This is a genomic window from Fontibacillus panacisegetis, from assembly GCF_900102215.1.
Taxonomy (GTDB): domain Bacteria; phylum Bacillota; class Bacilli; order Paenibacillales; family Paenibacillaceae; genus Fontibacillus; species Fontibacillus panacisegetis.
The window spans coordinates 59,333-84,124 of the sequence record NZ_FNBG01000014.1 but is presented as its reverse complement, the minus strand read 5'-3'; the positions used below and the strand labels follow the sequence as shown (position 1 = coordinate 84,124).

Annotated in this window: 21 protein-coding genes; 8 read left to right on the top strand and 13 right to left on the bottom strand. The window is 43.7% G+C overall.

The features are described from left to right. Positions 1-344 precede the first annotated feature (344 nt). The 4 genes from BLS49_RS13170 to BLS49_RS13155 form a co-directional block, all read right to left on the bottom strand. Positions 345-1,256 carry a prenyltransferase/squalene oxidase repeat-containing protein gene (locus tag BLS49_RS13170; RefSeq protein ID WP_091231013.1) on the bottom strand — a complete coding sequence of 304 codons (912 nt, stop codon included), beginning with the start codon at positions 1,254-1,256 and terminating at the stop codon, positions 345-347. A 45-nt stretch (positions 1,257-1,301) separates the two neighbouring features. After that, positions 1,302-2,384 carry a DNA glycosylase AlkZ-like family protein gene (locus BLS49_RS13165; protein WP_091231009.1) on the bottom strand — a complete coding sequence of 361 codons (1,083 nt, stop codon included), beginning with the start codon at positions 2,382-2,384 and terminating at the stop codon, positions 1,302-1,304. 47 nt (positions 2,385-2,431) lie between these two features. Further along, positions 2,432-3,358, bottom strand: coding sequence for a helix-turn-helix transcriptional regulator (locus tag BLS49_RS13160; protein WP_091231006.1), 927 nt, complete (start codon positions 3,356-3,358; stop codon positions 2,432-2,434). A gap of 263 nt (positions 3,359-3,621) precedes the next feature. Continuing rightward, positions 3,622-3,819: a cold shock domain-containing protein gene (locus BLS49_RS13155; RefSeq protein ID WP_018750471.1), complete on the bottom strand. Its 198-nt coding sequence runs from the start codon at positions 3,817-3,819 to the stop codon at positions 3,622-3,624. A 214-nt stretch (positions 3,820-4,033) separates the two neighbouring features. Here BLS49_RS13155 and BLS49_RS13150 point away from each other — a divergent pair, with 214 nt between their 5' ends. The 6 genes from BLS49_RS13150 (at position 4,034) to BLS49_RS13130 (ending at position 12,680) form a co-directional block, all read left to right on the top strand. Next, on the top strand, positions 4,034-4,267 hold the full coding sequence (locus tag BLS49_RS13150) for a hypothetical protein (protein WP_091231001.1): 234 nt from the start codon (positions 4,034-4,036) through the stop codon (positions 4,265-4,267). Positions 4,268-4,293: 26 nt separating this feature from the next. Then, the gene (locus BLS49_RS24840; protein WP_175471404.1) at positions 4,294-4,467 is read left to right on the top strand and encodes a hypothetical protein; all 174 of its coding nucleotides are present in this window, start codon (positions 4,294-4,296) and stop codon (positions 4,465-4,467) included. 239 nt (positions 4,468-4,706) lie between these two features. Then, a complete protein-coding gene (gene pepF, locus BLS49_RS13145) occupies positions 4,707-6,497 on the top strand; it encodes an oligoendopeptidase F (protein ID WP_091230996.1) in 1,791 nt (596 codons plus the stop codon). Positions 6,498-6,588: 91 nt separating this feature from the next. After that, positions 6,589-6,924 (top strand): LapA family protein, encoded by a 336-nt coding sequence (locus BLS49_RS13140; protein ID WP_091230994.1) that lies wholly within the window; start codon positions 6,589-6,591, stop codon positions 6,922-6,924. 33 nt (positions 6,925-6,957) lie between these two features. Beyond that, complete coding sequence (locus tag BLS49_RS13135) at positions 6,958-7,998, top strand: M42 family metallopeptidase (protein WP_091230991.1); 1,041 nt, start codon at positions 6,958-6,960, stop codon at positions 7,996-7,998. Between the two features lie 464 nt (positions 7,999-8,462). Next, a complete protein-coding gene (locus tag BLS49_RS13130) occupies positions 8,463-12,680 on the top strand; it encodes a 2-hydroxyacyl-CoA dehydratase (protein WP_091230988.1) in 4,218 nt (1,405 codons plus the stop codon). A 173-nt stretch (positions 12,681-12,853) separates the two neighbouring features. Here BLS49_RS13130 and BLS49_RS13125 read toward each other — a convergent pair whose 3' ends face one another. The 7 genes from BLS49_RS13125 to hemE form a co-directional block, all read right to left on the bottom strand. Further along, a complete protein-coding gene (locus BLS49_RS13125; RefSeq protein ID WP_091230983.1) occupies positions 12,854-14,851 on the bottom strand; it encodes an ABC-F family ATP-binding cassette domain-containing protein in 1,998 nt (665 codons plus the stop codon). A gap of 41 nt (positions 14,852-14,892) precedes the next feature. Then, entirely contained in the window at positions 14,893-15,762 is an 870-nt protein-coding gene (locus BLS49_RS13120) for a DUF92 domain-containing protein (RefSeq protein WP_091230980.1), read from the bottom strand. Then, a complete protein-coding gene (locus tag BLS49_RS13115) occupies positions 15,759-16,403 on the bottom strand; it encodes a fumarylacetoacetate hydrolase family protein (RefSeq protein WP_091230976.1) in 645 nt (214 codons plus the stop codon). The genes BLS49_RS13120 and BLS49_RS13115 overlap by 4 nt, the downstream gene beginning before the upstream one ends. Positions 16,404-16,423: 20 nt before the next feature. Continuing rightward, positions 16,424-17,158, bottom strand: a complete 735-nt coding sequence (locus BLS49_RS13110; RefSeq protein WP_091230973.1) for a glycerophosphodiester phosphodiesterase — start codon at positions 17,156-17,158, stop codon at positions 16,424-16,426. Positions 17,159-17,194: 36 nt separating this feature from the next. Further along, on the bottom strand, positions 17,195-18,517 hold the full coding sequence (locus tag BLS49_RS13105) for a CapA family protein (protein WP_091230968.1): 1,323 nt from the start codon (positions 18,515-18,517) through the stop codon (positions 17,195-17,197). Between the two features lie 125 nt (positions 18,518-18,642). Then, positions 18,643-19,584 carry a ferrochelatase gene (gene hemH, locus BLS49_RS13100; RefSeq protein ID WP_091230965.1) on the bottom strand — a complete coding sequence of 314 codons (942 nt, stop codon included), beginning with the start codon at positions 19,582-19,584 and terminating at the stop codon, positions 18,643-18,645. 33 nt (positions 19,585-19,617) lie between these two features. Beyond that, positions 19,618-20,667, bottom strand: coding sequence for a uroporphyrinogen decarboxylase (gene hemE, locus BLS49_RS13095; RefSeq protein ID WP_091230962.1), 1,050 nt, complete (start codon positions 20,665-20,667; stop codon positions 19,618-19,620). A 196-nt stretch (positions 20,668-20,863) separates the two neighbouring features. On the opposite strand from hemE, the gene BLS49_RS13090 reads away from it, so the two are divergent. Then, positions 20,864-22,072, top strand: a complete 1,209-nt coding sequence (locus tag BLS49_RS13090) for an MFS transporter (protein WP_091230958.1) — start codon at positions 20,864-20,866, stop codon at positions 22,070-22,072. A gap of 83 nt (positions 22,073-22,155) precedes the next feature. Here the strand turns inward: BLS49_RS13090 and BLS49_RS13085 are convergent, their stop codons facing one another. Continuing rightward, the gene (locus BLS49_RS13085; protein ID WP_091230955.1) at positions 22,156-22,563 is read right to left on the bottom strand and encodes an Lrp/AsnC family transcriptional regulator; all 408 of its coding nucleotides are present in this window, start codon (positions 22,561-22,563) and stop codon (positions 22,156-22,158) included. A 116-nt stretch (positions 22,564-22,679) separates the two neighbouring features. Here BLS49_RS13085 and BLS49_RS13080 point away from each other — a divergent pair, with 116 nt between their 5' ends. After that, positions 22,680-23,438 (top strand): MBL fold metallo-hydrolase, encoded by a 759-nt coding sequence (locus tag BLS49_RS13080; RefSeq protein WP_091230952.1) that lies wholly within the window; start codon positions 22,680-22,682, stop codon positions 23,436-23,438. Positions 23,439-24,121: 683 nt separating this feature from the next. On the opposite strand, the gene BLS49_RS13075 is transcribed toward BLS49_RS13080, so the two are convergent. After that, a complete protein-coding gene (locus BLS49_RS13075; RefSeq protein WP_175471402.1) occupies positions 24,122-24,751 on the bottom strand; it encodes an O-methyltransferase in 630 nt (209 codons plus the stop codon). Between the last annotated feature and the right edge of the window lie 41 nt (positions 24,752-24,792).

The following is a 24,792-nucleotide window of genomic DNA, read 5'->3' as shown; positions in this document are numbered from 1 at the left end:
AGGAAAAGGATGCAAAAATACAGTTTTTTTAAAGTAGTCATGAAAGGTTGAACCATATTCCTGCAAAAATGCAGGAATATGGTTCAGAATTGACTAGTTTGAAGAGAATCCTTAGAGAAAGCCTGCACATTTGCAGCAATTTAGGGCATTTAGAGGCTTTACATAAACAAAGCCTGTATATTTGCAGGAATTTCAGGAATTCCGCATCATGACACTATTACACATGAGATACGGTCATAGAATGCGTGGCAGGATCAAGCGGTACAGGATCATCTTCCTTGCACCGCTATTTCTAGTTTTGACACTAACCCTACTTTTGGGACAGCCCCTAAGCATCTGTTCTCCTACAGATTAAGCACCCCGTAGGCTTTTAATATTTTCAGACGCTCTACGGTTAGCCAACCTCTCCATTCCTGCTCATTCGCCACACTAACGGACGGAAATGAAATTCCCCAACCCCCATCCTCCTGCTGTGTAGAAATAAACCAATCAAGATGTCGATTTACCTCTTCGTCCGATACTATTCGTGAAGCATAGCTTTTTGGCTCAGGGGCATAATCCAGCACTTTATGTACATAGCCCTCTGCATTTTCGTCCCGCTCAATTCCTTTCGGTCCGCTTAGCCAGTGATCAAGAATCGCACGGTAGTGATTCACTCTCTCTGTGTCCTGGCCTGTAACCTTTTCAACGTGCTCCAAAAAAGGTATCCACTGCATAGCATCATGGAAATCATTCGGAAGGTTCTCCTCAAGACAGTTCCATAGAAATGATATATGACTACGAAACCAAGGTTCATCGTAAAAATCAATACGAGCATTCTGAGCCATCAGCATTCCAACAATACTTCCTGTCGGGTTTATCGACGGAATATCGTCCTGCTCAGTTATCCACCATGGTGCATGAGGGTAATCATTCACTCGGGTTGTACTTCTTGGCAACCCTCCACCACTTAACGTGATTGACTTTAAATACGATAATACGCCGTCAAAAATTTCTGTGTCACAGGACTTCACCTCATTCAGTATGTAAAGTCCCACCTCCGTTGCAACCGGCTGACTATCTGGACATCGCATATCAGGCTCCAATGCATGACCGAAGCCTCCATCCTCATTTTGATATGCACGAAGAGCTTGAAGTACCTTTTCCTTAGATCCCTTCTCAAAAAGATAAGCAAATCTCATCCGATCAAGCAATCTGGCACTGCTATAAATAAATGTTCTGGCACGCTCAAATACATCACCGCTGTGTATCGTCATCAAGAACCGCCTCCCTACCAAATTTAGTTTTTCAATTAACTGACTTCAACACTTTTGCCCGTTATAACGTAGAATAGCGTGGTAGCTGGGATCATATATTTTGCGAACGGCATGCAATACTTCCTCTTTACGTTCTGCTGTCTCCGTTTCATCCAATTCCATTAAAATATCATCGATATCATAGGGACCAATTCGCCAGTGTCCAAGTACAACACCGCGAAAAACTCCGTCAACGAGTAAATATTGCAGAACTTCCAAGCCTTTGTATCGAGCCTGGAGATCATCTAATTCAGCGCGTACGAGATAATCCGACTTGTCCAGCATCCAGATGCTTCGCGGGATTCTGGAATCAAGCTCCTGCTTCTCTGCTAACTGAATATCATGGCTTCTCATCAGGCCTTTACCTAATTCCTCGATGTCAACGCTGATCAATTCACCGCACTCAACTAGCTTGCTCACCACATGACGTATCGTTTTAGCCGTCCAACCGCTCCAGCTTTTAATGCTAACTTCACTTGCAAACACCATTGATTCTATAAATTGCAGCAGAACCTTCATTACCGCTGCTTCATAGTTTTCAGGATCATCTGAGATTTCAAACCATTCTTCGGCAAATATTAACCATCCAGTATCCCAGTCATTGTCGGTCTGCTGCTCATAGAGCAGGAAGGCTGTCTGCAAGTCCTGAAGCGCTTTTCCAACTTCTCCAGGAGGATACGGGAGATCCTCCTTTAACTGTTCTTTTGTTAATCCACCCGATTCCTTTACCGCTATCATGACATCTTCGTGTATTTGCTTGAATACTTTAGGACGCTTGCAGAATGCCGTAGCATAAAGCTTCAAATCGTCTTCAAGCACATAAGCAACACGACCGCCCTGAAACCGTCCCTTGACTAGAGACTGACGTACCCTTAACGATGAAGACATCTCCATATCATCATATTCCGTGCGATGGACAAGCTTTGGCGGATCACCTGGCCGAGTAAAATGCACTGGAGCCACCGGCTGCAGTTTGCGAAATAAAGATATGTAAGCCACTTCATCTTGATAATCAGCTAACGGTTCAGTAAATCCCTGTCTACGTAAACGCTCTGCCAGTACCAATGTTTTATTCCATCCCGTTGTCACAGTACCTCCGCCTCTCTGCCGATGAACCTGGCCTGTTGATTTATGATTCACGATTTATACCTAGATGTAAGCTGAGTTGCCCGTTCCTTCAGCTCTTGTCTTAACTTTTCAGGCTCCATAACCTCTGCATCAAGACCTAATTGAAAGAAAAAAGATATCGCCCAATTCCACTCAGAGAAAGGACATTCAAAATCGATTACCCATTCTTCATCACTAATTTGCCCCACCAGATGACCGATGTGCGTATCCTGCTCAGCCAGTAATGCGCCGCGATAAGTAAACTTTGCTACAATCCGGATGGATGGATCATCTCCACCACTTGCTTTAACGATTTCGATATCTTGAATATTCGGATCATCCATTTCCTTGAGCTCAACGAAACGATCAACCCGAAACGTTCTTTTTTCTCCATGCAGAATGGAATACGCCTCGCAATACCAAAAACCATGTGCTGCATATACACGGCAAGGCTTAATCTCAACATGTCTTTTATAGTTCTGGGAACGATACAATGCCCGCATCCATTTATTTTTTGTTGTATATTCCATTATGTCATCTAAAAGCGGGGTCTTATAAGCTCGTTCCGGTACTTCCATCTCAACATGCTGAAGAATAGAAGATATTTGATTTAGTGTCCCCTCTGGAAGTACTGCCTTAACCTTATCAGTTACCGTCCATCTCGCTTGTTGAAAAAGGCTGTCGCTATATTTAGCCATCGCATCTAAAGCTAGCAAGAGCACTAAAGCTTCCCCTGTATCCAAATTAAGCGGTGGAAGTTGATATCCTTCCATAAGTCGGTAACCGCCACCAGGGCCTGATAGCGCTGAAATCGGAACGCCAATTTCAGATAAAGACTGAATGTCGCGCAGTACGGTACGCTTGGACACTTCCATTTTGTCTGCAAGAGATTGTGCTGTCTCCGCTCGCTGCTGTAGAGCCATAACGATTGCCAGCATTCTATCCATCCTGTTCATCCGCTTCACCCTAACAATAACATGATATTGGTGACAACTGTTTGTCACTGATTTTGAACATTCTTTTTTTCACTATTTGTTCTTTCATCACATCAGCTACAATATCCTTCATTGATTTTATCGTTAATTATTCCAAATGGCGATATGATCATCTAAGAAATAAGAGGTAGACGCAAAAAAACACAGCTCCATTCAGAGCTGTGTCTTTCATATCGTGCTTGGAACCAAACTTTATAAGTAGATCCGTTATACGGATAATGATCTTATAATTTGATTACGTTAGCAGCTTGAGGACCACGGTTGCCGTCAGTGATTTCGAACTCAACAGCTTGGCCTTCTTCTAATGTTTTGAAACCGTCGCCTTGGATTGCGGAGAAATGTACGAATACATCTTCGCCACCTTCAACTTGAATGAAGCCATAGCCTTTTTCTGCGTTAAACCATTTAACTGTACCTTTCAAATGAACAACCTCCTAAAAATAATCGCCATCATTGACGAATACCCATATTATACTCTATGACCTACGACAATGCAACGTGTCATTTTTTCAAAATAAAAAACATTAACTTTATGTAGCTTTGCTGCTGCGATGTATTTGCTTTCCTTTATAGGCTGAGTTATGATTTTACATAAAAATGTACTTAGTTTAAATGTAAGATCGGAGAATTGTGATAATGATTAAAAAACATGAAATATACAAACGGGACAAATGGAATATGATGACCGTAGAGGTTCAAGGGAAATACATCGTTTTACGGGAAATTTCCGACCAATGGGGAGAGGAATGTCATACATTTCTAAGTCGTCCTGCGATGATGCAATGGGTGAACAACCGCTTTCCAAAAGAAGAGTTTAATGGTAAGGAAGACGAATGGAAGGAACTTATGGCTTCCTTCAAGCAGATCTAATATTAAATGAAATGGAGTCACTCTGAATGGATACTTCAAATCTTCTTATTTTCATAATAAGCGCATTTGCACTTGGTGTCGTCATTATAATGACTAGAGACCGTATTCCAACTAAAATGAGACGCGGCCTTGCCCTTACCGCTACTATTATGGTAGCTTTAGCATTTTGCCTCATTATCTACAGTTTTCTCGTGATCTAGAACATAAATAGTTCATAGACTATGACAGCTAATGCTAATGTACTGCCTGCGGGAGATAAATATTTGATGGAACAACGGGAATACTAGAAAAATGCCCCTTTAAATTGGAGGTCTTTTGAATGTATAACCGTCTGCTCCCCCTCCTGCTGTCCAGTTGCTTGCTGATGTCTGCCATACCCGGTGCTGCGACGGGGCAACCAACGTCAGCTTCATCTTATTCAAAGCCAAGGAGGATACCGATGAGCACATTACCTAAACGTTCGGAAATTAAGGAAGAGAACACATGGAGATTGGATGACATGTTTTCCGATCAACCAGAATGGGATCAAGCTTATAAGAATTTAAAAAACCTGGTAAGCAAAGTGAATCAATACGAGGGCAAGTTAAATTCCGCTGAAAATGTAAAAGCTATACTTACACTGGAAGACGAAATTTCCTACAATGTAGAGCGTCTTTACGTTTACGCCCATCTTAACCATGATCAGGATACAACTAACCCTACATATCAGGCACTATCTCAAAAAGCAAAAAAACTGAACGTAGAAATCAGTGAGGCGCTTTCTTTTATTACGCCGGAAATATTATCTCTTCCAGAGCAGGAGTTGGATGCTCTAATTGAGAACCCTGAGCTGGCTGACTACAAATTCACTCTGCAGGAAATCAAACGCGAAAAGGCGCATGTTCTTACTAAAGTAGAAGAAGCGTTATTAGCCCAGGTAGGCAATCTGTCTCAAGCTCCGCAAAACATTTTTGGCATGATCAACAATGCGGATCTTAAATTCCCCAAAATTAAAGATGAGCATGGTAATGAGGTTGAATTGACTCATGGCAGCTACATTCAATTTCTAGAAAATCCTGATCGGGACGTTCGCCGTCGTGCCTTTAAAGCAGTATACGAAACCTACGGCAAGCAAAAAAATACAATCGCCGCGACTCTAAGCGCCAACGTAAACAAGAACATGTTCTATTCTCGTGTGCGTAAATACCCTTCTGTATTGGAAATGTCACTGTATGGGGACAATATTCCAAAGGACGTGTATAGCAATCTGATTGATACGATCCACGAGAGCTTGCCCCTTCTTCATCGTTATATGAAATTGCGCAAAAAATTGCTTGGTGTCGATGAGCTTCATATGTATGATCTGTTCGCCCCGCTTGTAGAAGAATATAAATGGGATATTTCATATGATGAAGCAAAAAACATCATCCTTGAGGGTCTTAAACCATTGGGAGACAACTATCTCAAAGTGCTGAGCGATGGCTTCAACAACCGCTGGATTGATGTTTACGAGAATGAAGGCAAACGGACCGGGGCATACAGCTGGGGTGCATACGGCACACATCCTTTTGTTCTGCTCAACCACAAGGACAACCTGAACAGTATGTTCACTCTGGCTCATGAAATGGGGCATGCCCTCCATTCTTACTTCTCTGATGAGAATCTGAAGTATCGTGATGCTCAGTACACAATCTTCCTTGCCGAAGTAGCCTCTACGACGAACGAAGCATTGCTTATGGATTACTTGCTGAAGCATTCATCTGATCCGAAGCAGAAGCTCTACCTGCTGACTTACTACGCTGACCAATTCCGGACAACGGTGTTCCGTCAGACGATGTTCGCAGAGTTCGAGAAGCTGATTCACGAACGCGCCGAGGAAGGAGAATCGTTAACTCCGCAAGAGCTTAGCTCTATTTATTATGATCTAAACCTTAAATATCATGGAAAAGAAATGGTCGTGGACCAAGAAATCGAAATGGAGTGGGCACGTATTCCTCATTTCTATACCAGCTTCTACGTCTACAAATATGCTACAGGCTTCTCGGCTGCAACGAGCTTCTCCAAGCAAATTCTGGAGGAGGGCCAGCCTGCAGTTGATCGTTATCTCAGCTTCCTGAAGAGCGGCGGCAGCGACTATTCCATCAACATTTTACGTAAAGCCGGAGTTGATATGTCGACACCTCAGCCGGTTCGCGAAGCGATGAGCGTATTCGAGAACGTTATTGAGCAAATGGAGCAATTGACTAAATAATTTATAGTGATAGCTTCCACTTCGCTTACTAATCCCTTGCCCTTGATGGGTAAGGGATTTTATACTGTGAATATAAAGGAGGTGTTGCCTCATGAGGATACAGTGGTCCTTGATTATTGCTCTGATCTTTGCATTGATTACCGCCGTATTTGCAGTTATTAATGTAGACCCCGTCGAAGTCAATTTATTGTTCGGCTCCGTCAGTCTTCCGCTAATTCTGCTGATTCTTGGATGTACGCTGTTAGGCGGTTTGATTGTTGGTTCTTTTGGTATTTATCGCGGTTATCGTCTTCAAAAAGAAGTTAAAAACCTCAATGCCAAGCTCGTACATATCCAAGATGCTACTGGATACGTGTTCCCAGATCCTACTGCTGCGGAACCAGCATCAGCAGAAACTTCTGCGGACAATTCTGCGGACACTAAATAATATACTTGTTTAAAGCTATGAGGAGGCTTAATCGTGAACATTCAACCGAATGAATCATACATTCTAGACATACTCAAAAAATTGCTCGATACGCCTAGCCCGAGCGGATTTACCCGCGATGTGATGAAGATCATTTTATCTGAGGCTGAATCTCTCAGTATCCCGTTTTCTCAAAATGAGAAAGGCGGAGCTCTGCTCACGCTTAAAGGGAAGGATTCTTCCAGATGTATTGCAATCAGCGCTCACGTCGATACTCTTGGCGCTATGGTACGAGCTATAAATTCAAACGGAACGTTAGCGATTACTTCTGTCGGCGGCTTCATGATGAACAGCATTGAGAACGAATACTGCATCATTCACACCCGCAGCGGTAAAAACTACACCGGTACAATTTTGAGCTCCCATCCTTCGGTTCACGTATATAGCGATGCCAGAGAATACAAACGTGACGAGAAAAATATGGAGATAAGAATCGACGAGCTTGTGGAAAATAAAGAGGATGTTCAGAAGCTGGGCATCTCTGTCGGAGACTACATCTCTTTTGACGCGCGTGCAGTTGTAACCCCCAGTGGTTATGTAAAATCCCGCCATCTGGATGACAAGGCCAGTGTTGCCGCTCTGTTCGGATTGCTGGAGTCGAGCCGTCGTGAAGGATGGACTCCACGGCATGATCTAGTATTATTGATATCCAATTATGAAGAAGTAGGACATGGAGCAGCTTGGATTCCAGACGGTGTCCATGAAATGATCGCTGTCGATATGGGAGCTATAGGTGACAACCTGAGCTGTAAGGAAACTGACGTATCTATTTGCGCCAAGGATTCCTCCGGGCCATATGATTATGATATGACAGGACGCCTGATCGAGCTTGCGAAGGAAATAAACATCCCTTATGTCGTAGATATCTATCCACACTATGGTTCAGATGCTTCTGCAGCCCTTCAAGCTGGTCATAACATTCGCGCTGCGCTCATTGGTCCGGGTGTACACGCCTCTCACGCAATGGAAAGAACACATAAACAAGCGATCTTCAACACAACAAAACTGCTTGCCGCATATGTAGCAGGCGAATAGCTGAAGCCAGTAAAAAAACTGTACTCTTAATTGGAAATTCCTGCAAAAGTGCATCTTTTTCCCCTTCAAGCAATACTCTATAAATAATTCCTGCAAAAATACATCTTTTGGGCGCACATTCTGAGTTCTTAGCGACATTAGCGCTAAAAAACTGTATTTTTGCAGGTTTTTCCTTTCAAACAAGCGATTGCGTTAGAAAAAACTGTATTTTTGCAGGTTTTCATCGCATTCGTCGTTGGACTTCATTTTCTCCAAATCATCTTTCCCGGTTAGCCTTGTCTGCAATAATTTCCGTTACGTGTATGCCGATCGATAACAGGCGTTTTTCAATCGTTTCCCCATCCATAATATTGGTTTTATATTTTGCTGCCGTACCTGTGACATTCGCTGTTACAAATGATATAGCACCTCGCTGTTTTTTGTTGGTATGTTAAAACTGAATACTCAAAGAACAGGTGAGACGCATGCTTTTACATATCGGACTTGACGTTGGTTCGACTACGGCTAAAATTATCGTTATGCATCAGTCAGAAATTGTTTATAAAAACTATGTACGGCACTTTTCTGATATTCAACAGGCTGTTCTTTCTCTATGGACTGAGGTCTTGAATCAGTTCCATGATGCCGAAGCAACTCTTTGCATTAGCGGCTCTTCTGCTCTGGCTTTGTCTGAGCTCTCCAAAATTGATTTTCTGCAAGAAGTTGTCGCCTGTACAAAGGCTATCCGACTTCGTATTCCGGAATGTGATACCGCCATCGAGCTTGGCGGTGAAGATGCCAAAATCATCTATTTCACAGGCGGTATTGAACAGAGAATGAACAATGCCTGTGCGGGAGGTACAGGGGCATTTATCGACCAAATGGCCGCATTGCTGAATACCGATCCATCCGGACTTAATGAGCTGGCCAGCCGCCATACCAACATTTACCCTATCGCATCCCGATGCGGCGTATTCGCCAAGACCGATGTTCAACCTTTGATTAATGAGGGAGCCCCTCGCGAGGACATCGCAGCATCTATTTTCCAGAGCATCGTAACTCAAACTATCACTGGGCTCGCATGCGGGCGTCCGATCAGCGGAAAGGTTGCTTTTTTAGGCGGCCCGCTGTCCTTTCTACCCTCATTAAGAGAACGCTTTGTGACTACTTTAGGACTATCTGAGGGGGACATACTTTTCCCTGAGGATAGCCAGTATTTTGTAGCTCTGGGATGCTGTCTTCACTCTACAGAGCAAGCTCCTTTTCCCATAACAGAATGGTATAACCGTCTACGAGATGTTGATTTCATATCAAACCATACGGAAGGTTCAGGACTCTCTCCGCTCTTTTCTGATGCACTGGAACTTGCTTCCTTTCGCGAGCGCCACAGTAGAGCTATCGCACCTCGTATCCCGCTTTCACAATACATGGGACCTTGTTTTCTCGGCATAGATGCGGGCTCTACAACAACCAAGCTTGTGTTAACTGGTGTAGACAACCAAATTCTCCACTCCTTCTATCGCAGCAACAAGGGAGATCCGCTTGGAACTGTCAGGGAAGCATTGTCTGATATCTTCAATGACCTGCATGAAGGCTGTTTTATCGCTAATTCCTACGTTACCGGATATGGTGAGGGACTCGTTAAAGCTGCATTTCATGTCGATGGCGGTGAAGTGGAGACAATGGCACACTATCGAGCGGCTTCATTTTTTCTTCCTGACGTTGATTACATTCTCGATATCGGCGGTCAGGATATGAAGGCCATAAAAATTCGAGGTGGGCATATCGATTCACTTATGCTGAATGAGGCATGCTCTGCTGGCTGTGGATCATTTCTGGAGAGCTTTGCGGAGACGCTGGGTCTCAGTATTTCTGCATTCGCCGAGGAAGCCCTGAAGTGCATCACCCCCGTAGATCTTGGTTCACGATGTACCGTATTTATGAATTCCAAAGTAAAGCAGGTTCAAAAGGAAGGGGCTTCCCTTCCCGATCTCTCTGCAGGACTGTCATACTCCGTCATCAAAAATGCTCTCCATAAAGTGATCAAGCTTAGGAATCCTGAGGAAATGGGAGAGCGTATAATCGTTCAAGGAGGGACCTTTCTTAACGATGCCGTACTTCGTGCTTTTGAGAATTTGACTGGCAAAGAGGTCGTTAGACCGGATATTGCAGGGCTTATGGGCGCCTATGGCTGTGCACTTATTGCGAGAGAGCGTTATACCGGGAGCAAGCCTAGTTCACTTTTATCCAAGACAGAGCTGAACTCTTTCTCTTACAAGGTGTCTCAGGCTAGATGTTCCCTTTGCAGCAATACATGTGCTATGACAATCAATCGATTTCCAGATAAAAGCTTTCATGTTACAGGAAACCGCTGCGAACGCGGAGCATCAGGTAAAAAAGTGAAGAACGAGCTGCCTAATCTCGTCGCATACAAATATGAACGTATGTTCAACTATGAACCACTTAACCCGGAACAAGCACCTAGAGGAACGGTTGGGATTCCACGCGTACTCAACATGTTTGAGAACTATCCCTTTTGGCACACCTTTTTTACGCAATTGGGATACAGGGTACAGCTATCTCCCAAATCGTCCAAAAAGCTATACGAGAAAGGAATGGACAGCATTCCTTCAGAGGCGGTATGTTATCCTGCAAAGCTAGCTCATGGTCATATAAATAGTCTGATCGCTGATGGAGTCGACTTTATTTTTTATCCTGCAGTGGTGTATGAGAAGATGGAAGATCAAGCCCAGGATAATCACTTTAATTGCCCGGTCGTGGCCTCATATCCCGAAGTGATCCGCACTAATATGAATATATTGCAACAATCCGGGATACCGCTCATTAGCCCTTTTTTAAATCTGGATAATGAATACGTCCTGCGTAAAGAATTGCAAGACACATTCTCTCACATTTCTAAAATGGAAATTGCTGCTGCGTTTCAAGCGGCATGGTCAGAAGCACAGCAGGCAAAAGGGGATATTTCTGCCAAGGGAGAAGAAACTCTTCGTTATCTTGAACGAACGGGTATTAAAGGGATCGTGCTGTGCGGTCATCCTTATCATGCCGACCCGGAAATCAATCACGGAATTTCCGAATTAATTACCGGAATGGGGTTGGCTGTTTTAACCGAAGACTCCATTTGTCATCTTGGTTCCGTAAAGCATCCGCTCCCCGTCGTTAATCAATGGACATATCACGGACGTATGTACCGTGCCGCCTATTTGGTCAGCGAACGCGAGGATCTTGAGCTCGTACAGCTAACTTCATTCGGCTGCGGAATTGATGCGATTACTGCAGATACGATTCAGGATATTTTGGAGCAGCATTACAAAACCTTCACTCTCATCAAGGTAGATGAAATCAGTAACCTCGGTGCTGCACGAATCCGTCTTCGTTCTTTACTTGCCGCGATGAAAGAACGTGAATCGAAGAAGCTAAAGGCACATTTTCATAACACTGCAATCACTTCTAGAGTTCCAATCTTCACCAAGGAAATGAGAAGCAACTACACTATTCTCGCTCCTCAGCTCTCACCGATTCATTTTGAACTGTTCGAAACCGTGTTCCGCAGCTCTGGTTATCGTCTGGAAGTGTTAAAGTCAATCAACAAAGGCGCACGGGATGAAGGACTGAAGCTGGTTAATAACGATGCGTGTTATCCCGCAATTGTGACGATTGGTCAAATCGTTGCTGCATTAAAAAGCGGTGATTATGATCTCAATCGTACCGCCGTTATTCTGACACAGACAGGTGGAGGCTGCCGAGCCACTAATTATATCGCCCTGCTTCGTAAAGCACTAAAAGAATCCGATATGGCGCAGGTTCCTGTCATCTCACTGAACGTGTCAGGGCTTGACAACCAGCCAGGCTTCAAGCTTAATCTGAAAATGATCAATCGGCTGATCGCCGCGGCCTGCTACGGTGATTTACTGATGCGTTTGCTTTATCGAACCAGGCCTTACGAGCTTGAAATAGGAGCTTCAGAGCTTTTGTTCAGGAAATGGATGAGTCTATGCAAACACTCGCTGCAGTATTTTACTTTCGAACAATATAAAGAAAATATTCGCGATATGGTGTCTGATTTTGAAGGTATGCCATTGAGCAGCGTCTCTAAGCCAAAGGTAGGTGTCGTCGGCGAAATACTCATCAAGTTCCATCCTGACGCCAACAATAAAATTGTCGAGATCATTGAGGCTGAGGGGGGTGAAGCTGTCGTTCCTGATTTTCTGGATTTCATGTTCTACTGTCTATACAATCCAATTTACAGAGCTGATCAATGGGGAAAAAATAAAATGCTTCGCTACGTAAATCCAATGATCATACATTACCTTGAAAGATACCGGTCTCCTGTTAAAAAAGTACTTAGCAAAAGCAAGTTTCTGTCTCCTCCTGAGGACATTTACAAGCTGGCGGAAAAAGCAAGCCGACTTGTATCAATCGGCAACCAGATGGGTGAAGGCTGGTTCCTTACAGCAGAGATGATGGAACTGCTCGATCAAGGCGTTCATAATATCGCCTGCATTCAGCCGTTTGCATGTCTGCCGAATCACATTACAGGACGCGGTATGGTAAAAGGATTAAAAGAGCTGTATCCAGAGGCCAACATCGTTGCGATCGACTATGATGCAGGAGCCAGTGAAGTGAACCAAATGAATCGCATCAAGCTTATGATGTCCATTGCGAACGGTGTGCTGTGCTAATAATATCCTTGCCAAATACTTATTTATGTTCGATCCAACAGCTGAATTTTCTACTTTTAGAGCAGTTTAGGTAGAAATAAGGAAAAAACTTCCTTTATTCCTTCATGATCACCACATTCTCATAAAGTAAGGGAAGTTTTTTCCGATATATTGGCACTTTGTATTGCTTCGAATCAGCTATTACGTTGTTTCTCGATTTTCTCTGCGAGCTCATTCAAATAAGCCCAACGGTCCATGAGCCGTTCAAGCTCAGCTTCAGCTTCTTGCTGTTCCTTCATAAGCTCTTGTAATCTGACTGCGTCACTTACGGCCGCTTCCATAGCGTCCACAATCCCGCTCAAACGCTGCTCGGCAGCTTCAACCAATCCATCAATTGCTTCGTACTCACGCTGTTCATTATAGCTGAATTTAAGCTTTTCACTGCGTACTGATTGAGTTGAGCCTCCTGCTGATGATGCTCCAGTTCCTTCTGACGATGCAGATGAACCTGATGATGCCCCGGAAGCATGTGCGCGACGAAGATCTCCATTGCCAGTACCGCCATCCCCGTTACCGCCAAAATGGCTAGTCCCCATTCCTTGCGTCCGTTCTTCATAATCGCTGTAATCCCCAACATGTACTGCCACGATACCGTTTCCTTCGAATGCCATGATTTTATCTACAGTGCGATCCAGGAAATAACGATCATGGGATACTACAAATACAGCACCCGGAAACTCATCCAGATAAGCCTCTAGCACGCCCAAGGTCTGAATATCCAAATCATTTGTAGGTTCATCCAGCAGCAATACGTTGGGTGCTCCCATTAACACACGAAGCAAATACAAGCGTCGCTTCTCACCGCCCGATAGCTTGGCGATAGGAGTCCATTGCAGCGCAGGAGGAAACAAAAAGCGTTCCAGCATTTGTGAAGCCGTGATTCGAGAACCGTCAGCAGTCGTCACAACCTCTGCCTCATCCTTAATATACTCAATCACCCGCTGCTTATCGTCCATTTCTTGATGTTCCTGAGTAAAATAGCCCAGCTTCACCGTCTGTCCAAGAGCAACTTCACCCTGATCTGGCTCCAGCCTTCCTGCGATCATGTTCAGGAGCGTCGATTTGCCGCTTCCATTTGGTCCGACGATACCCACGCGATCACCTGGAACTGCTGTATAAGTTAAATCCTTGATCAGCACACGTTCTCCTGCCTTTTTATAAAGGCCTTCAATCTCCACAATTTTGCGTCCGAGTCTTGTTGAAGCTACGGAAATATCTAATGAATCATTTTTGTATTCCGATTTTGCCGACTGCAGCTTTTCAAAGCGTTCAATCCGCGCCTTCTGCTTCGTTGACCGAGCCTTGGCGCCCCGCCGAATCCAAGCCAGCTCGGTACGCAGTAAGTTTTGCCGTTTTTGCTCTGTGGATGCTTCGCGTTCCTCACGTTCACTCTTCAGCTCTAAAAAACGGCTGTAATTCGCCTCGTAGCGGAACAATCTCCCGTGATCCAGCTCCAGCATAATGTTGCAGACGCGATCAAGGAAATAACGATCATGCGTAATCAGGAGGAGCGCGCCCCGGCGCTTCTGCAAATAGGTTTCCAGCCAAGCAACGGAATCATTATCGATATGGTTGGTCGGTTCATCCATGATCAACAGCTCAGATGGAATGATCAGCGCAGAAGCCAGAGCAACCCGCTTGCGCTGTCCGCCGGACAAGCTGCCCATTTTCCGTTTAAAGTCAGTTATCCCCAGCTTGGATAGAACACTTTTTGCTTCACTTTCAAGTCCCCACACCTGATACTTGTCCATTTCCTGACTCAATCTGCTGACTTTGTTTTGCAACTCCTCATCACCAGGCAGCAGCTCAAGCAGCTCCATAGCCTCCATGTAAGAGGACACAATCTCCAGCTCAGGACCTCCGCCTTGAAATACGCTGAGCAGCACAGATGCTTCAGGATCATATTCAGGATTTTGCGGGAGAATTCTTACTCTTGTATCCCGGTTGACCGATACCCGCCCCTCGTCAGGCGTATCAAGGCCTGCAATGACTCGCAGAAACGTAGACTTTCCAGTACCGTTTACGCCAATAATACCGATCTTGTCGTTCTCTTCCATGCCGAAGGAGGCGTCCTCAAAAAGAACCTTTTCCCCGTAGCTTTTCGTTAAGTGTTCAACCGTCAATATATTCATATGAGTTCCCTACTTTTTAAAGTTTCTTTCATAAATATTTATCATAACAATACTCCTAGCCCCCAGGCAATGGCTCCAGCTGCCAACAAGCTTAACAAATTAACCACGTCATTGTTCATCCAGCGTATTCCGCGTTCAGGTTTAGTTGGCCGTTCACAGTGAACCGTTACTTCAACGCTTTTGCCACAGACCGTGCAGCGGTGCATCTTTTGCAAGCTTGCCCCCAGTAATGAATCGATAAAGGCTCCAGCAAATCCTGATAAACCACCAATTAATATCCATTTCCAAAAGAGTAAGGTTTCGCTTGACTTGTTAAACTGTATCAATCCGAGCACCTGCTCAAATAAATCCTTCAAGTTAGCCCCATGGCTCCACAAAGACAATATCCAGGCTGCCCCTCCGATCATAACAGAACCAGCAAGTGCAGCCAAACTGCCCAGCCATGATACACCGCCAGATGTGCCCGCGGGCAGTTGCTTCCACGTCAATACGGATCTTGGCGGTCTTTTGCTTAATCCGCCCCATTCTGTTGCCCAGGTATCCGCAGTAGCCGCTGCCATGAAGCCTACGAACAAATAACTCCATGCAGAATGTGGCCAAACGGCATGACCTATACAAGCCAGCATACCAAGCCCGCCATTTGCAAATACCTGAACAGCATCTCTTCTGCTGCTCTTCGCATAGGATTTCTCCAATTCACGTTTCCGGTCTCCGCGCAATTTGGAGAACAGAGAAGAAGTTACAAAGAAAAGAAGCAGAATCCCAAACCAGAATACATCCCCTGCACCGTAATATACGGTACCCATCACAAAGGCAGCAACCATGCCTGACATAGATAACGATTGCTTCCGGTATGCCGCCACAGAGACCAAAAGGGCGCATAGCGCCCCGATTATCCAATCTGCCATCATTTAGCCCGGGCAGGTCCTTTTAGTATTTCACAGCTTCCCAGCAGCCTGCTTCCATACGATAGCTCCAGCTTGTCTCCACTGTAAATAGGACCCACACCAGCAGGTGTGCCAGTAAAGATGTGGTCCCCTTCATCCAAACCATAACGCTCTCCAACATAATCTACGATCTGTTGAAGTGAAAAAATCATATCGGAAATGTTCCCGCGTTGAACGAGATTTTCATTTAGAAGAAGTGTAAAATCCTCTGCAGCTGTCTCCTCAATTCCGGGAAACGCAATATAAGGAGTGATCGGCGCTGAATTACGAAAGCCTTTTGCCGCTGTCCAAGGGTGGCCCTTCTTCTTAATCTCACTCTGTACATCGCGCAGCGTAAAGTCTATGCCTAAAGCCATTACATCAACAAGCTCGTCCACCGTCATACCCGGTTCATACCGACGGCCAATTCGAATAACCAATTCCGCCTCATAATGTACTTCGCCTGAATTTTCAGGCAGAACAAGTTCCCCTTCATTCATAGATACTACCGCATGAGAGGGCTTCATAAATATCATAGGTTCTGATGGAACCTCATTGCCGAGTTCCTCAGCATGGAGCCGGTAATTGCGACCTACGCAATATACATTGGAAATAACTTTGCTCATCTTTGTTATGCCTCCCTGATTCATTCTGTCTGTCCAATCGCTTTATACCATAAATCGGGTCGATTCGTACAAATGAGGATCTCCGGATGTATCGCAGCAACCCGTTTGATCCTCCTGACATCGTCTACCGTCCATGCCATCACTTCAATTCCGCGTCTGATCGCTTTTTCAGCTAGCTCCGAATTAAGGTGACGATAATTAATAGAGAGAAAAGAGCATTTAAGCATTTGCAAGCGCAAGAGAAGATCCTTTGGTTTACTATCAATAATTAGGCCAGTACGTATTTTACAACTTATCTCCTTCACCTTCGCCAATACACGCGGCTCAAAAGATGTAAGTACAACCTCATGCTCCATTCGATGTTGCTTCACCGCGGATATAACCTTCTCCTCAATATTCGGATAAAGATTGCCCTGAGTCTTAATTTCTATATTCGCTCGAAGTCTTCCTTTGATTTTATCCAAAAAGTCATCAAGTCTCACCAGTCGTTCCCCGATAAAAGACTTGGAGTACCATCTTCCAGCATCCAGCTGACTGAGCTCATCCCAGGTTTTGTCCTTAACAGGCCCACGTCCATTCGTCGTTCGGTTCAGCGTATAATCATGAATAAGAAACGGAATTCCATCCTTTGATAACTGAATGTCGACCTCAACCCATTTAACATATGGCTCCTGCATGGCGAGATTGATTGCTGACATCGTATTTTCAGGAGCTTTGCCAGAGTATCCACGGTGCGCTACACAATAATTATGCAACTCTACTCGCCTCCAACTTTCATACCTATTTAGTGATCAATTCTCTGTCTTCACATTGCCCGAAGCATCGATTTTGATTCCCGGTGACAGGCCTTCAACCATTTTCAGAATCCCTGCCCCATCCTCTTCACTAACGGGTACAGGTCTTCCCAATTCAGTACGATACGGAATCAAGCTTAAATCACAATCTCCCTTTTTCGTACATTTTGCAGAAAACACAGCAGTATCCCAGGTTTTAGGGTCTTTTGATTTTGTAAAAATAAAATTACCTGAGCTATAAGCAATCCATTTATTCTTATACTTCTCGATCCCCTGCAGAACATGAGGGTGTCCGCCGATTACCAAATCAGCTCCCGCATCAATATATTCATGGGCTAGCGAGGTTTGATGCTTCTCCAATTCTGTTGCTCGCTCTTTGCCCCAATGGACAACAACAAGCACTAAATCCGCGTTCTTGCGTGCGGCTTGAATCGCCTTTACTGCCATCTCTGAATTGTATGTTGCCGCTACCCCTGCTCTTTTCTTCTCGGCAGACCAGCTCTCATGAGGAATGACACGGCTGAATCCGCAAATCGCGATTTTTATCCCTTTACGTTCAACATAGATGGGAGTAAAAGCATCGTTTCTATTTTTTCCGGCTCCGACGTGAAGGATATGATTATCTTTCAGATGATCAATAGTATCCAGCAAGCCCTCAACCCCTTGATCAAGGGAATGATTGTTAGCCAAATTAACAGCGTCAATACCTGCCTTCACCATTTCAGGAAGTGCCTTAGGTGATGATTTGAATACAAAGGTCTTATTCTCTGCTCCAACTCCCCGCTCTGTCACTGGTGTCTCCAAATTCACTACAGTTAAATCATCGTTTTGAAACAGCTCACGAACATATTCATAGGGATAATCATATCCTTCTTCGTTTAACTTAACAGCCACTTTATCTGAAAAAATCGTATCACCACCAAAATGAATCAAAAGCTCCTGTTCAGCTTCTTCTCCATTATGCTCAGGAGGCGCTGCCTCACCCTGTGATGAATCCTCTCCATCTACAGTCTCCTCTCCGATTTGCCCGGAAGGCGCAGATGAATCTTGTTCTTGATCCAATGGATTATCGGCTTCATCAATCCTGTCAACATCAGCCGTATCAGAGTCATCGGTCTGCGGATCTGATACAAATGAACTATCAGGTATTTCGGTATTATCCGAGTTGCCTTTCACACTGCGATCCTCTAGAACAAAATAAACTCCTAAAACAAGAATAATCATGATTAATGATAAGTTAAGCATCATCCAAAAGCGGGATACAACGCGCTGGCGCTCTTTCTTTTTTTGCTTATTTTTTTCCGATCTTGGTGGGTACATCATAAACTCCTTTTATTAATTCCATTTATATTAAGTAAACATGTTCATTTTATTATATCAGGTATGCTGAAATAAATAGAACCCCTCGCCTATTTTAGACAAGAGGTTCTTTTGCCAAGCCAGTCCTAATTGTTCTTCACCGTTTCTAAAATCATCTCGCTAAGAGTCTCCATATATAATGGATCCGTATTGAGAGAATCAATACGTTCTAATCTCATGTCAAGCTCTTTCGCTACCGTTTTAGCCTCAATATCCAGATCATAAAGCACTTCCAGATGGTCAGATACGAAACCTACAGGTGCAACAAGAACATCCTCCACCTGTTCCTTGCTTAAATCATGCAACGTATCGAGAATGTCCGGACCAAGCCAAGGATCTGAAGTACGCCCTGCGCTTTGCCAAGTAAATTGCCAATTGCTGACTCCGGCTTTCCGAGCTACTTCCCGGGAAGTTTCAAGCAATTGATCTCGATACGGATCGCCCATTTCGAGTATTTTAGCTGGCAAGCTGTGTGCGCTGAACAACACTTTTACCGTATCTCTCTCAGCACCTGCTTCCTTGAACAGTTCAAGCTTGCTCGACACTCTGTTCGCAAATGCCTCAATTAATTTAGGATGAGTATGATAACTGCGAATGAACTTCATGGAAATTCCTGCTTCGGAGGATTTTGTTTCCGCACGCTTTATGTATCCTCCAACGCTCATCACTGAATAATGAGGGGCCAGCACAATACCAATCGCTTCCTTAATTCCATCCTGAGCTATCTTGTCAACACCATCCTCAATGAAAGGAGCTGCATGTTTCAGGCCTTGGTAACAAACGAATTCATAGCCCGAATCACCGGATAGTCGATTTAGAGTTTCTTGAAGTGCTTCAACCTGATTGTCCGTGTTGGCACGCAGCGGGAACACTCCTCCAACAATAGCTTCATAACGATCTTTAAGCTCTTTGAGCTGTTCTTCAGTTGGGGGATGACCTCTGCGAATATGTGTATAATATGCTTCCACTTGATCAAGACTTTCGGGTGTTCCGTAGGACATTACTAATACACCGATTTTATTACTCACTATCCCCTGTCACCTCGTTCGATGGAATGAAAATTATTGATTCCGTTTAATGGCTTCCTCAGAATACTGATGAACGAATTCCGTTAATTCTATAAGCTTCTCAATGGGCGCCTCAGGGAACAAACCATGACCCAGGTTGAACACATAACCGGGTTCCTTCACACCTTGATCGATGATATCTTTAGCATGCTCTTTAATTACAGATATCGGAGCAGTTAATACATAAGGATCAAGATTTCCCTGCACGGCATACTTTCCACCAGTACGTCTTCGACCTTCTTCTATAGATACTCGCCAGTCCAAGCCGATAACATCCGCCTTGATTCCCGTAAGTGTAGGCAGCAATTCACCTGAGCTGACACCTGGAAAATAAATCTTGGGTACATCCAAATCCTCAAGTTCGGCAAAAATACGAGTAATCGTTGGAAGGACAAATCGTTCAAAATCTTTAGGGGCCAAAGCGCCAACCCAGCTGTCAAATATTTGGAACGCCTTACCGCCGCTTTGAACGTGGTATCTCAAATAGGTGATGACCATATCCCCTAGTTTACCCATCAACTGGTCCCACAACTCAGGTTCGCCATACATTAAACTTTTTGTACGAATGTAGCTTTTGGATGGACGACCTTCGATCAAATAACTAGCTATAGTAAAAGGTGCTCCGGCAAAAGTGATCAGAGGAACCTCCAGCTCCTTGTCCAAAATGGAGATGGTCTCCAAAATATGTGAAAGGTCTTTCTCAACATCAATCGGTTTCAAGCGCTCTATGTCGCTTTTTGAACGGATTGGATTGTTGATCACAGGTCCGATATTTTTGACAATATCAAAATCAATGCCAAGAGATGCCACCGGGTTCATAATATCTGAGTATAAAATTGCCGCATCCACGCCAAGCTTGTGTACAGGCATAAGAGTAATTTCTGCTGCAAGTTCAGGCTGACGACAAATTTCAAGAAGACTGTATTTTTCTTTGATTTTCCGGTATTCCGGGTCGTATCTACCCGCCTGACGCATGTACCAGACAGGAAGTCGTTCGACTTCTTTCTTGAGACAGGCACGGATAAACCGATCGTTGTAAGCCACAAACAGGCCCCCAATCTAAAATTATTCTAAACTAATCTATTTTACATTATGCCCTTTTTAGTAGTAAGTAACAACTATCACACAAGCCAATACTATGACAAACATATGACATCATCTCCCAATGATTCGCCAAATATTGTGGTATACTGAGAAAATCGACCATTCATCAAGATTCCGGAAAGGAAGTGACAGCACATTGAAGTCGTGGAAGGTTAATCTCATTGTGCTATGGTTTGGGCTCTTTCTGGTCAATGCAGGGATGACAATGATTATTCCTTTTCTCTCACTTTATCTGTCCAAAGACCTTGGTGTGCAAGGCGATCAATCCATCGGACTCTGGGCAGGTATGATCTTTGCAGCAAATTTTGTTACATCGTTCATTTTCCAGCCGCTCTGGGGTAAACTTGCTGATAGATACGGGCGGAAGATTATGCTCCTTCGCTCAGGCTTTGGCATGGCGATTGTCATGGCTTTAATGGGCTTCGCCACTCAACCATGGCATCTACTGGCATTAAGGCTGCTAAACGGTACAATTTCCGGCTTTAATCCAGCTGCGATTTCACTTATTTCTGGCACTGCACCTAAAGAGCGTATGGGCTTTGCAATGGGAACGGTTCAATCAGGAAATGTCGCAGGTACGATTCTGGGTCCTTTAATCGGAGGCTTCCTGGCAGAATGGGTTGGTTTCCGTCCGATATTTTACATTACGGGTGCTCTGTTATTCCTTGCCTCTCTACTAGCCCTGTTCTTCGTTCGGGAAAAATTCAATCGGGCAGAAGCAGCAAAATCTCCGGAAATTTCAGTAATTCAAGGCTTAATTGAACTAAATAAGACCCCGCAGCTAACCTCCTTGTTTGCGGTCACATTTTTGCTTCAATTCGCGATGCTTAGTCCAATGTCACTGCTACCCCTCTACGTGGAAAAGCTGCATGGTACAGCAGTAAATGTCGCATTTTGGGCTGGATTAGCCACTGCTGTAACTGGTATATCGAACATGTTAATGTCGCCTCTCCTTGGAAAGGTTAGTGACAATATCGGTGCACATCGTGTGCTAACCTTATCTTTAGTCGGGGCTGCGGCTACTCTCATACCTCAAGCCTTTGTTGACTCAGTATGGCAGCTCATCATAGTTCGCTTCCTCCTTGGCATGTTCTTGGGTGGTTTACTGCCAAGTGTCAATGCTTTGATCAGATTCTACACTCCCGACGGAATGGAGAGCCGCGCCTTTGGATTCAACAGCAGCACACTTTCACTCGGCAACATGCTTGGTTCGCTGATTGGCGGCTTTTTGTCAGGATATATCGGGATCGAGGGCATCTTTATCATATCCGGCATTTTGCTCGTCATAAATACCGTATGGGTACGCTGGAAGCTGTATGTAAGACCGAAGGTTCCTGGTCATTAACTTTCATTAAAAGTCTATAAATTAAAGGATAGATAAAGCAGATATTTTTCCTGCTATATCTATCCTTTTTTGTACATGCACTATTAATTAATAACAATCGACAATTTATAGTTTGCAAACTCGTTTAGATTTTCCAAAAACTTATCTAATATTTCATTGGAAGGAAATTGGCATTCGAGAAGGTAACAACCTTCTCCACTAATTTTATGATTACGTATGATGAATTGTTCTTGTGCTTTGATGAACGACAGATAAGGTTTATGATTTGAACTTTGTGTAAAAATCGTAATAAAAGTATGAACAGGAAACCCCAGTTTAACCTGATTCACTTTAATTGTGTACCCCTCAATGATTCCTTGATCCTCTAATTTAGCAACCCTGGCTGAAGCAGCTTGTCCTGTCAAATGGACCTTCTCACCCAATTCTTTCATCGTGATTCGACTGTTTTTGGATAATTCATCCAGGATAAGCATATCCGTGCTATCTAACATTTTTCAAATCCTTTCATTTATCAAGTCAAACTGCAAAAAAACCTGATTTTATCTATGTAATCCTTAATTGGTCATAGTATAAACTATACGCACATCGAAAAAAAGGAGATAAAAATATGAATATAGAACAGATTAGAAACGCCACATTAGTTGTCCAATATGCAGGGAAAAAATTTTTAATCGATCCCATGTTAGCAGAAAAAGGTACTTATCCGCCTTTTCCTAATTCATTGCGACAAGACCATAACAACCCGTTAGTTAGCTTACCTAAATCAATCGATGAATTAATCAATGTCGATGCAGTAATTGTCACTCACCTGCATTTGGATCATTGGGATCATGTTGCGAAAGATGTATTGCCGAAGGGCATTAAATTGTTTGTACAAAATGAAGAAGATGCTATTGTCGTTCATGACGCTGGTTTTCTAAATGTAGAAGTTCTACAAGAAGATACAGTTTTTGAGGGTATCAAATTAATTAAAACGAAAGGCGAGCACGGAAGAGGAGAAATACTTAAAATTGTTGGCCTAGTATGTGGCATTGTCTTTAAACACCCAAATGAGCAAACTTTATATGTAGCTGGAGATACGGTGTGGTATACAGCAGTGCAAGAAGTAATCGAAACACATCAACCACAAATCATTGTTGTAAATGGTGGAGATAATCAATTCTTCGAGGGCGGTTCCTTAATCATGGGCAAAGGCGATATTTATGAAGTGTATCAGGCTGCCCCTAACGCAAAAATTGTTGTTAGCCATATGGAGGCTGTGAATCATTGGACACTGTCAAGAGAAGATTTAAAAAGCTTTATTCATGAAAAAGAAATCTCCTCCACTGTTCTAGTCCCAGATGATGGAGAATCCTACACTTTTTAATGCGAACGGATATATTCATAAAGAGGCATCCCCAAAAATCATCCAGGATAACTTTGAGAGATGCCCCTTCTTAATAGAGTGGGAATATAGAAGCTCCTATCATTAGCAGTGAACAGGCACGATATCAGACAAAAATGCAAAAACAACTAAGACGCCCAGGCGTCACCACCTAAAATGAAAATAAGATACTCCAAATTTCCAAATTGCGCTTTAGCGAAATAGTACAGCTAGCTTATTCGTGAGAAGTCAGAGGATTGCAGATAGAACACAGTAGAGGAAAAAATCTCCTTTATTTTCGAAAATGGGATGATTTTAAAGAAAATAGAGGAAGTATTTTCTCCTATCTTTACTGAAATTGCCCTAAAATGCGAAAAATTAGCATTTAGCACCAAAATAGAGGAATTAAGTTCCTTTATTTTATAATCTTGAGCGAATCCTGGTGGAATAGGGGAACTTTTTTCCTTTATTGCTACCGAAGTGCTAAGGTAGGCTGAAAACGCCAAATGTAGCCACGATGCTTTTTGAAAAGAGTCCTTAGTGAAATCCTGCACATTCGCAGCAATTCAATGCCTTGGAAGGGCATTCGGAGTATATTAGTGAGTAGAACCAATAATCTATAATTGTGCCTCTACATAGATAGCTCAAGCGGTAAGGGGATCTTCTCCCTTGCTCCAAATCCTATATTACTTTACCATTGCCAAAGCCAGCCCATCATAGGCTGGAAGCATCGTACTGATCAAGCGTTCATCTCTAGCGATCATTTCATTAAATTTACGGATAGCCTGTACCGATGGTCCGTTCTTATCTGTATTCAGTGTACGTCCGCGCAATAAGAAATTGTCCCCTGCGATAAGCGCTCCAGGAGCCGCCAATGAGATCGCATATTCCAAATAGTGCGGATAGTTCTCCTTGTCAGCATCGATAAAAAAGAAATCGAAAACAGCACCCTCGCTTTTCAGCACTTCGAGACTGTCCAGCGCGGGTCCAATCATATATTGCACCATCCCCCCATAGCCGGCATTCTCCATGTTGCTTTTTGCTAATTTCGCGTTATCTTCACTTATTTCCAACGATACAATTTTACCGTCATCCTTCAATCCTTTAGCCAGGCATACCCCGCTATATCCACCAAGCGCACCAATTTCCAGCACCGAATGAGCACCTGATGATCTAACCAGCAAAGTCAGCAGTCTCCCATACCCCGGAGCGATCGAAACATCATTTATGCCATGATCCTGAATGGAGCGAGTCACTGCCTCCAGAACCTCGTCTTTTTCATATAAATCATCGCTATATTGTTCAGGCGTAAGCATAATACAACATCGTTCCTTTCTTCCCTCTCGCAATTTACATC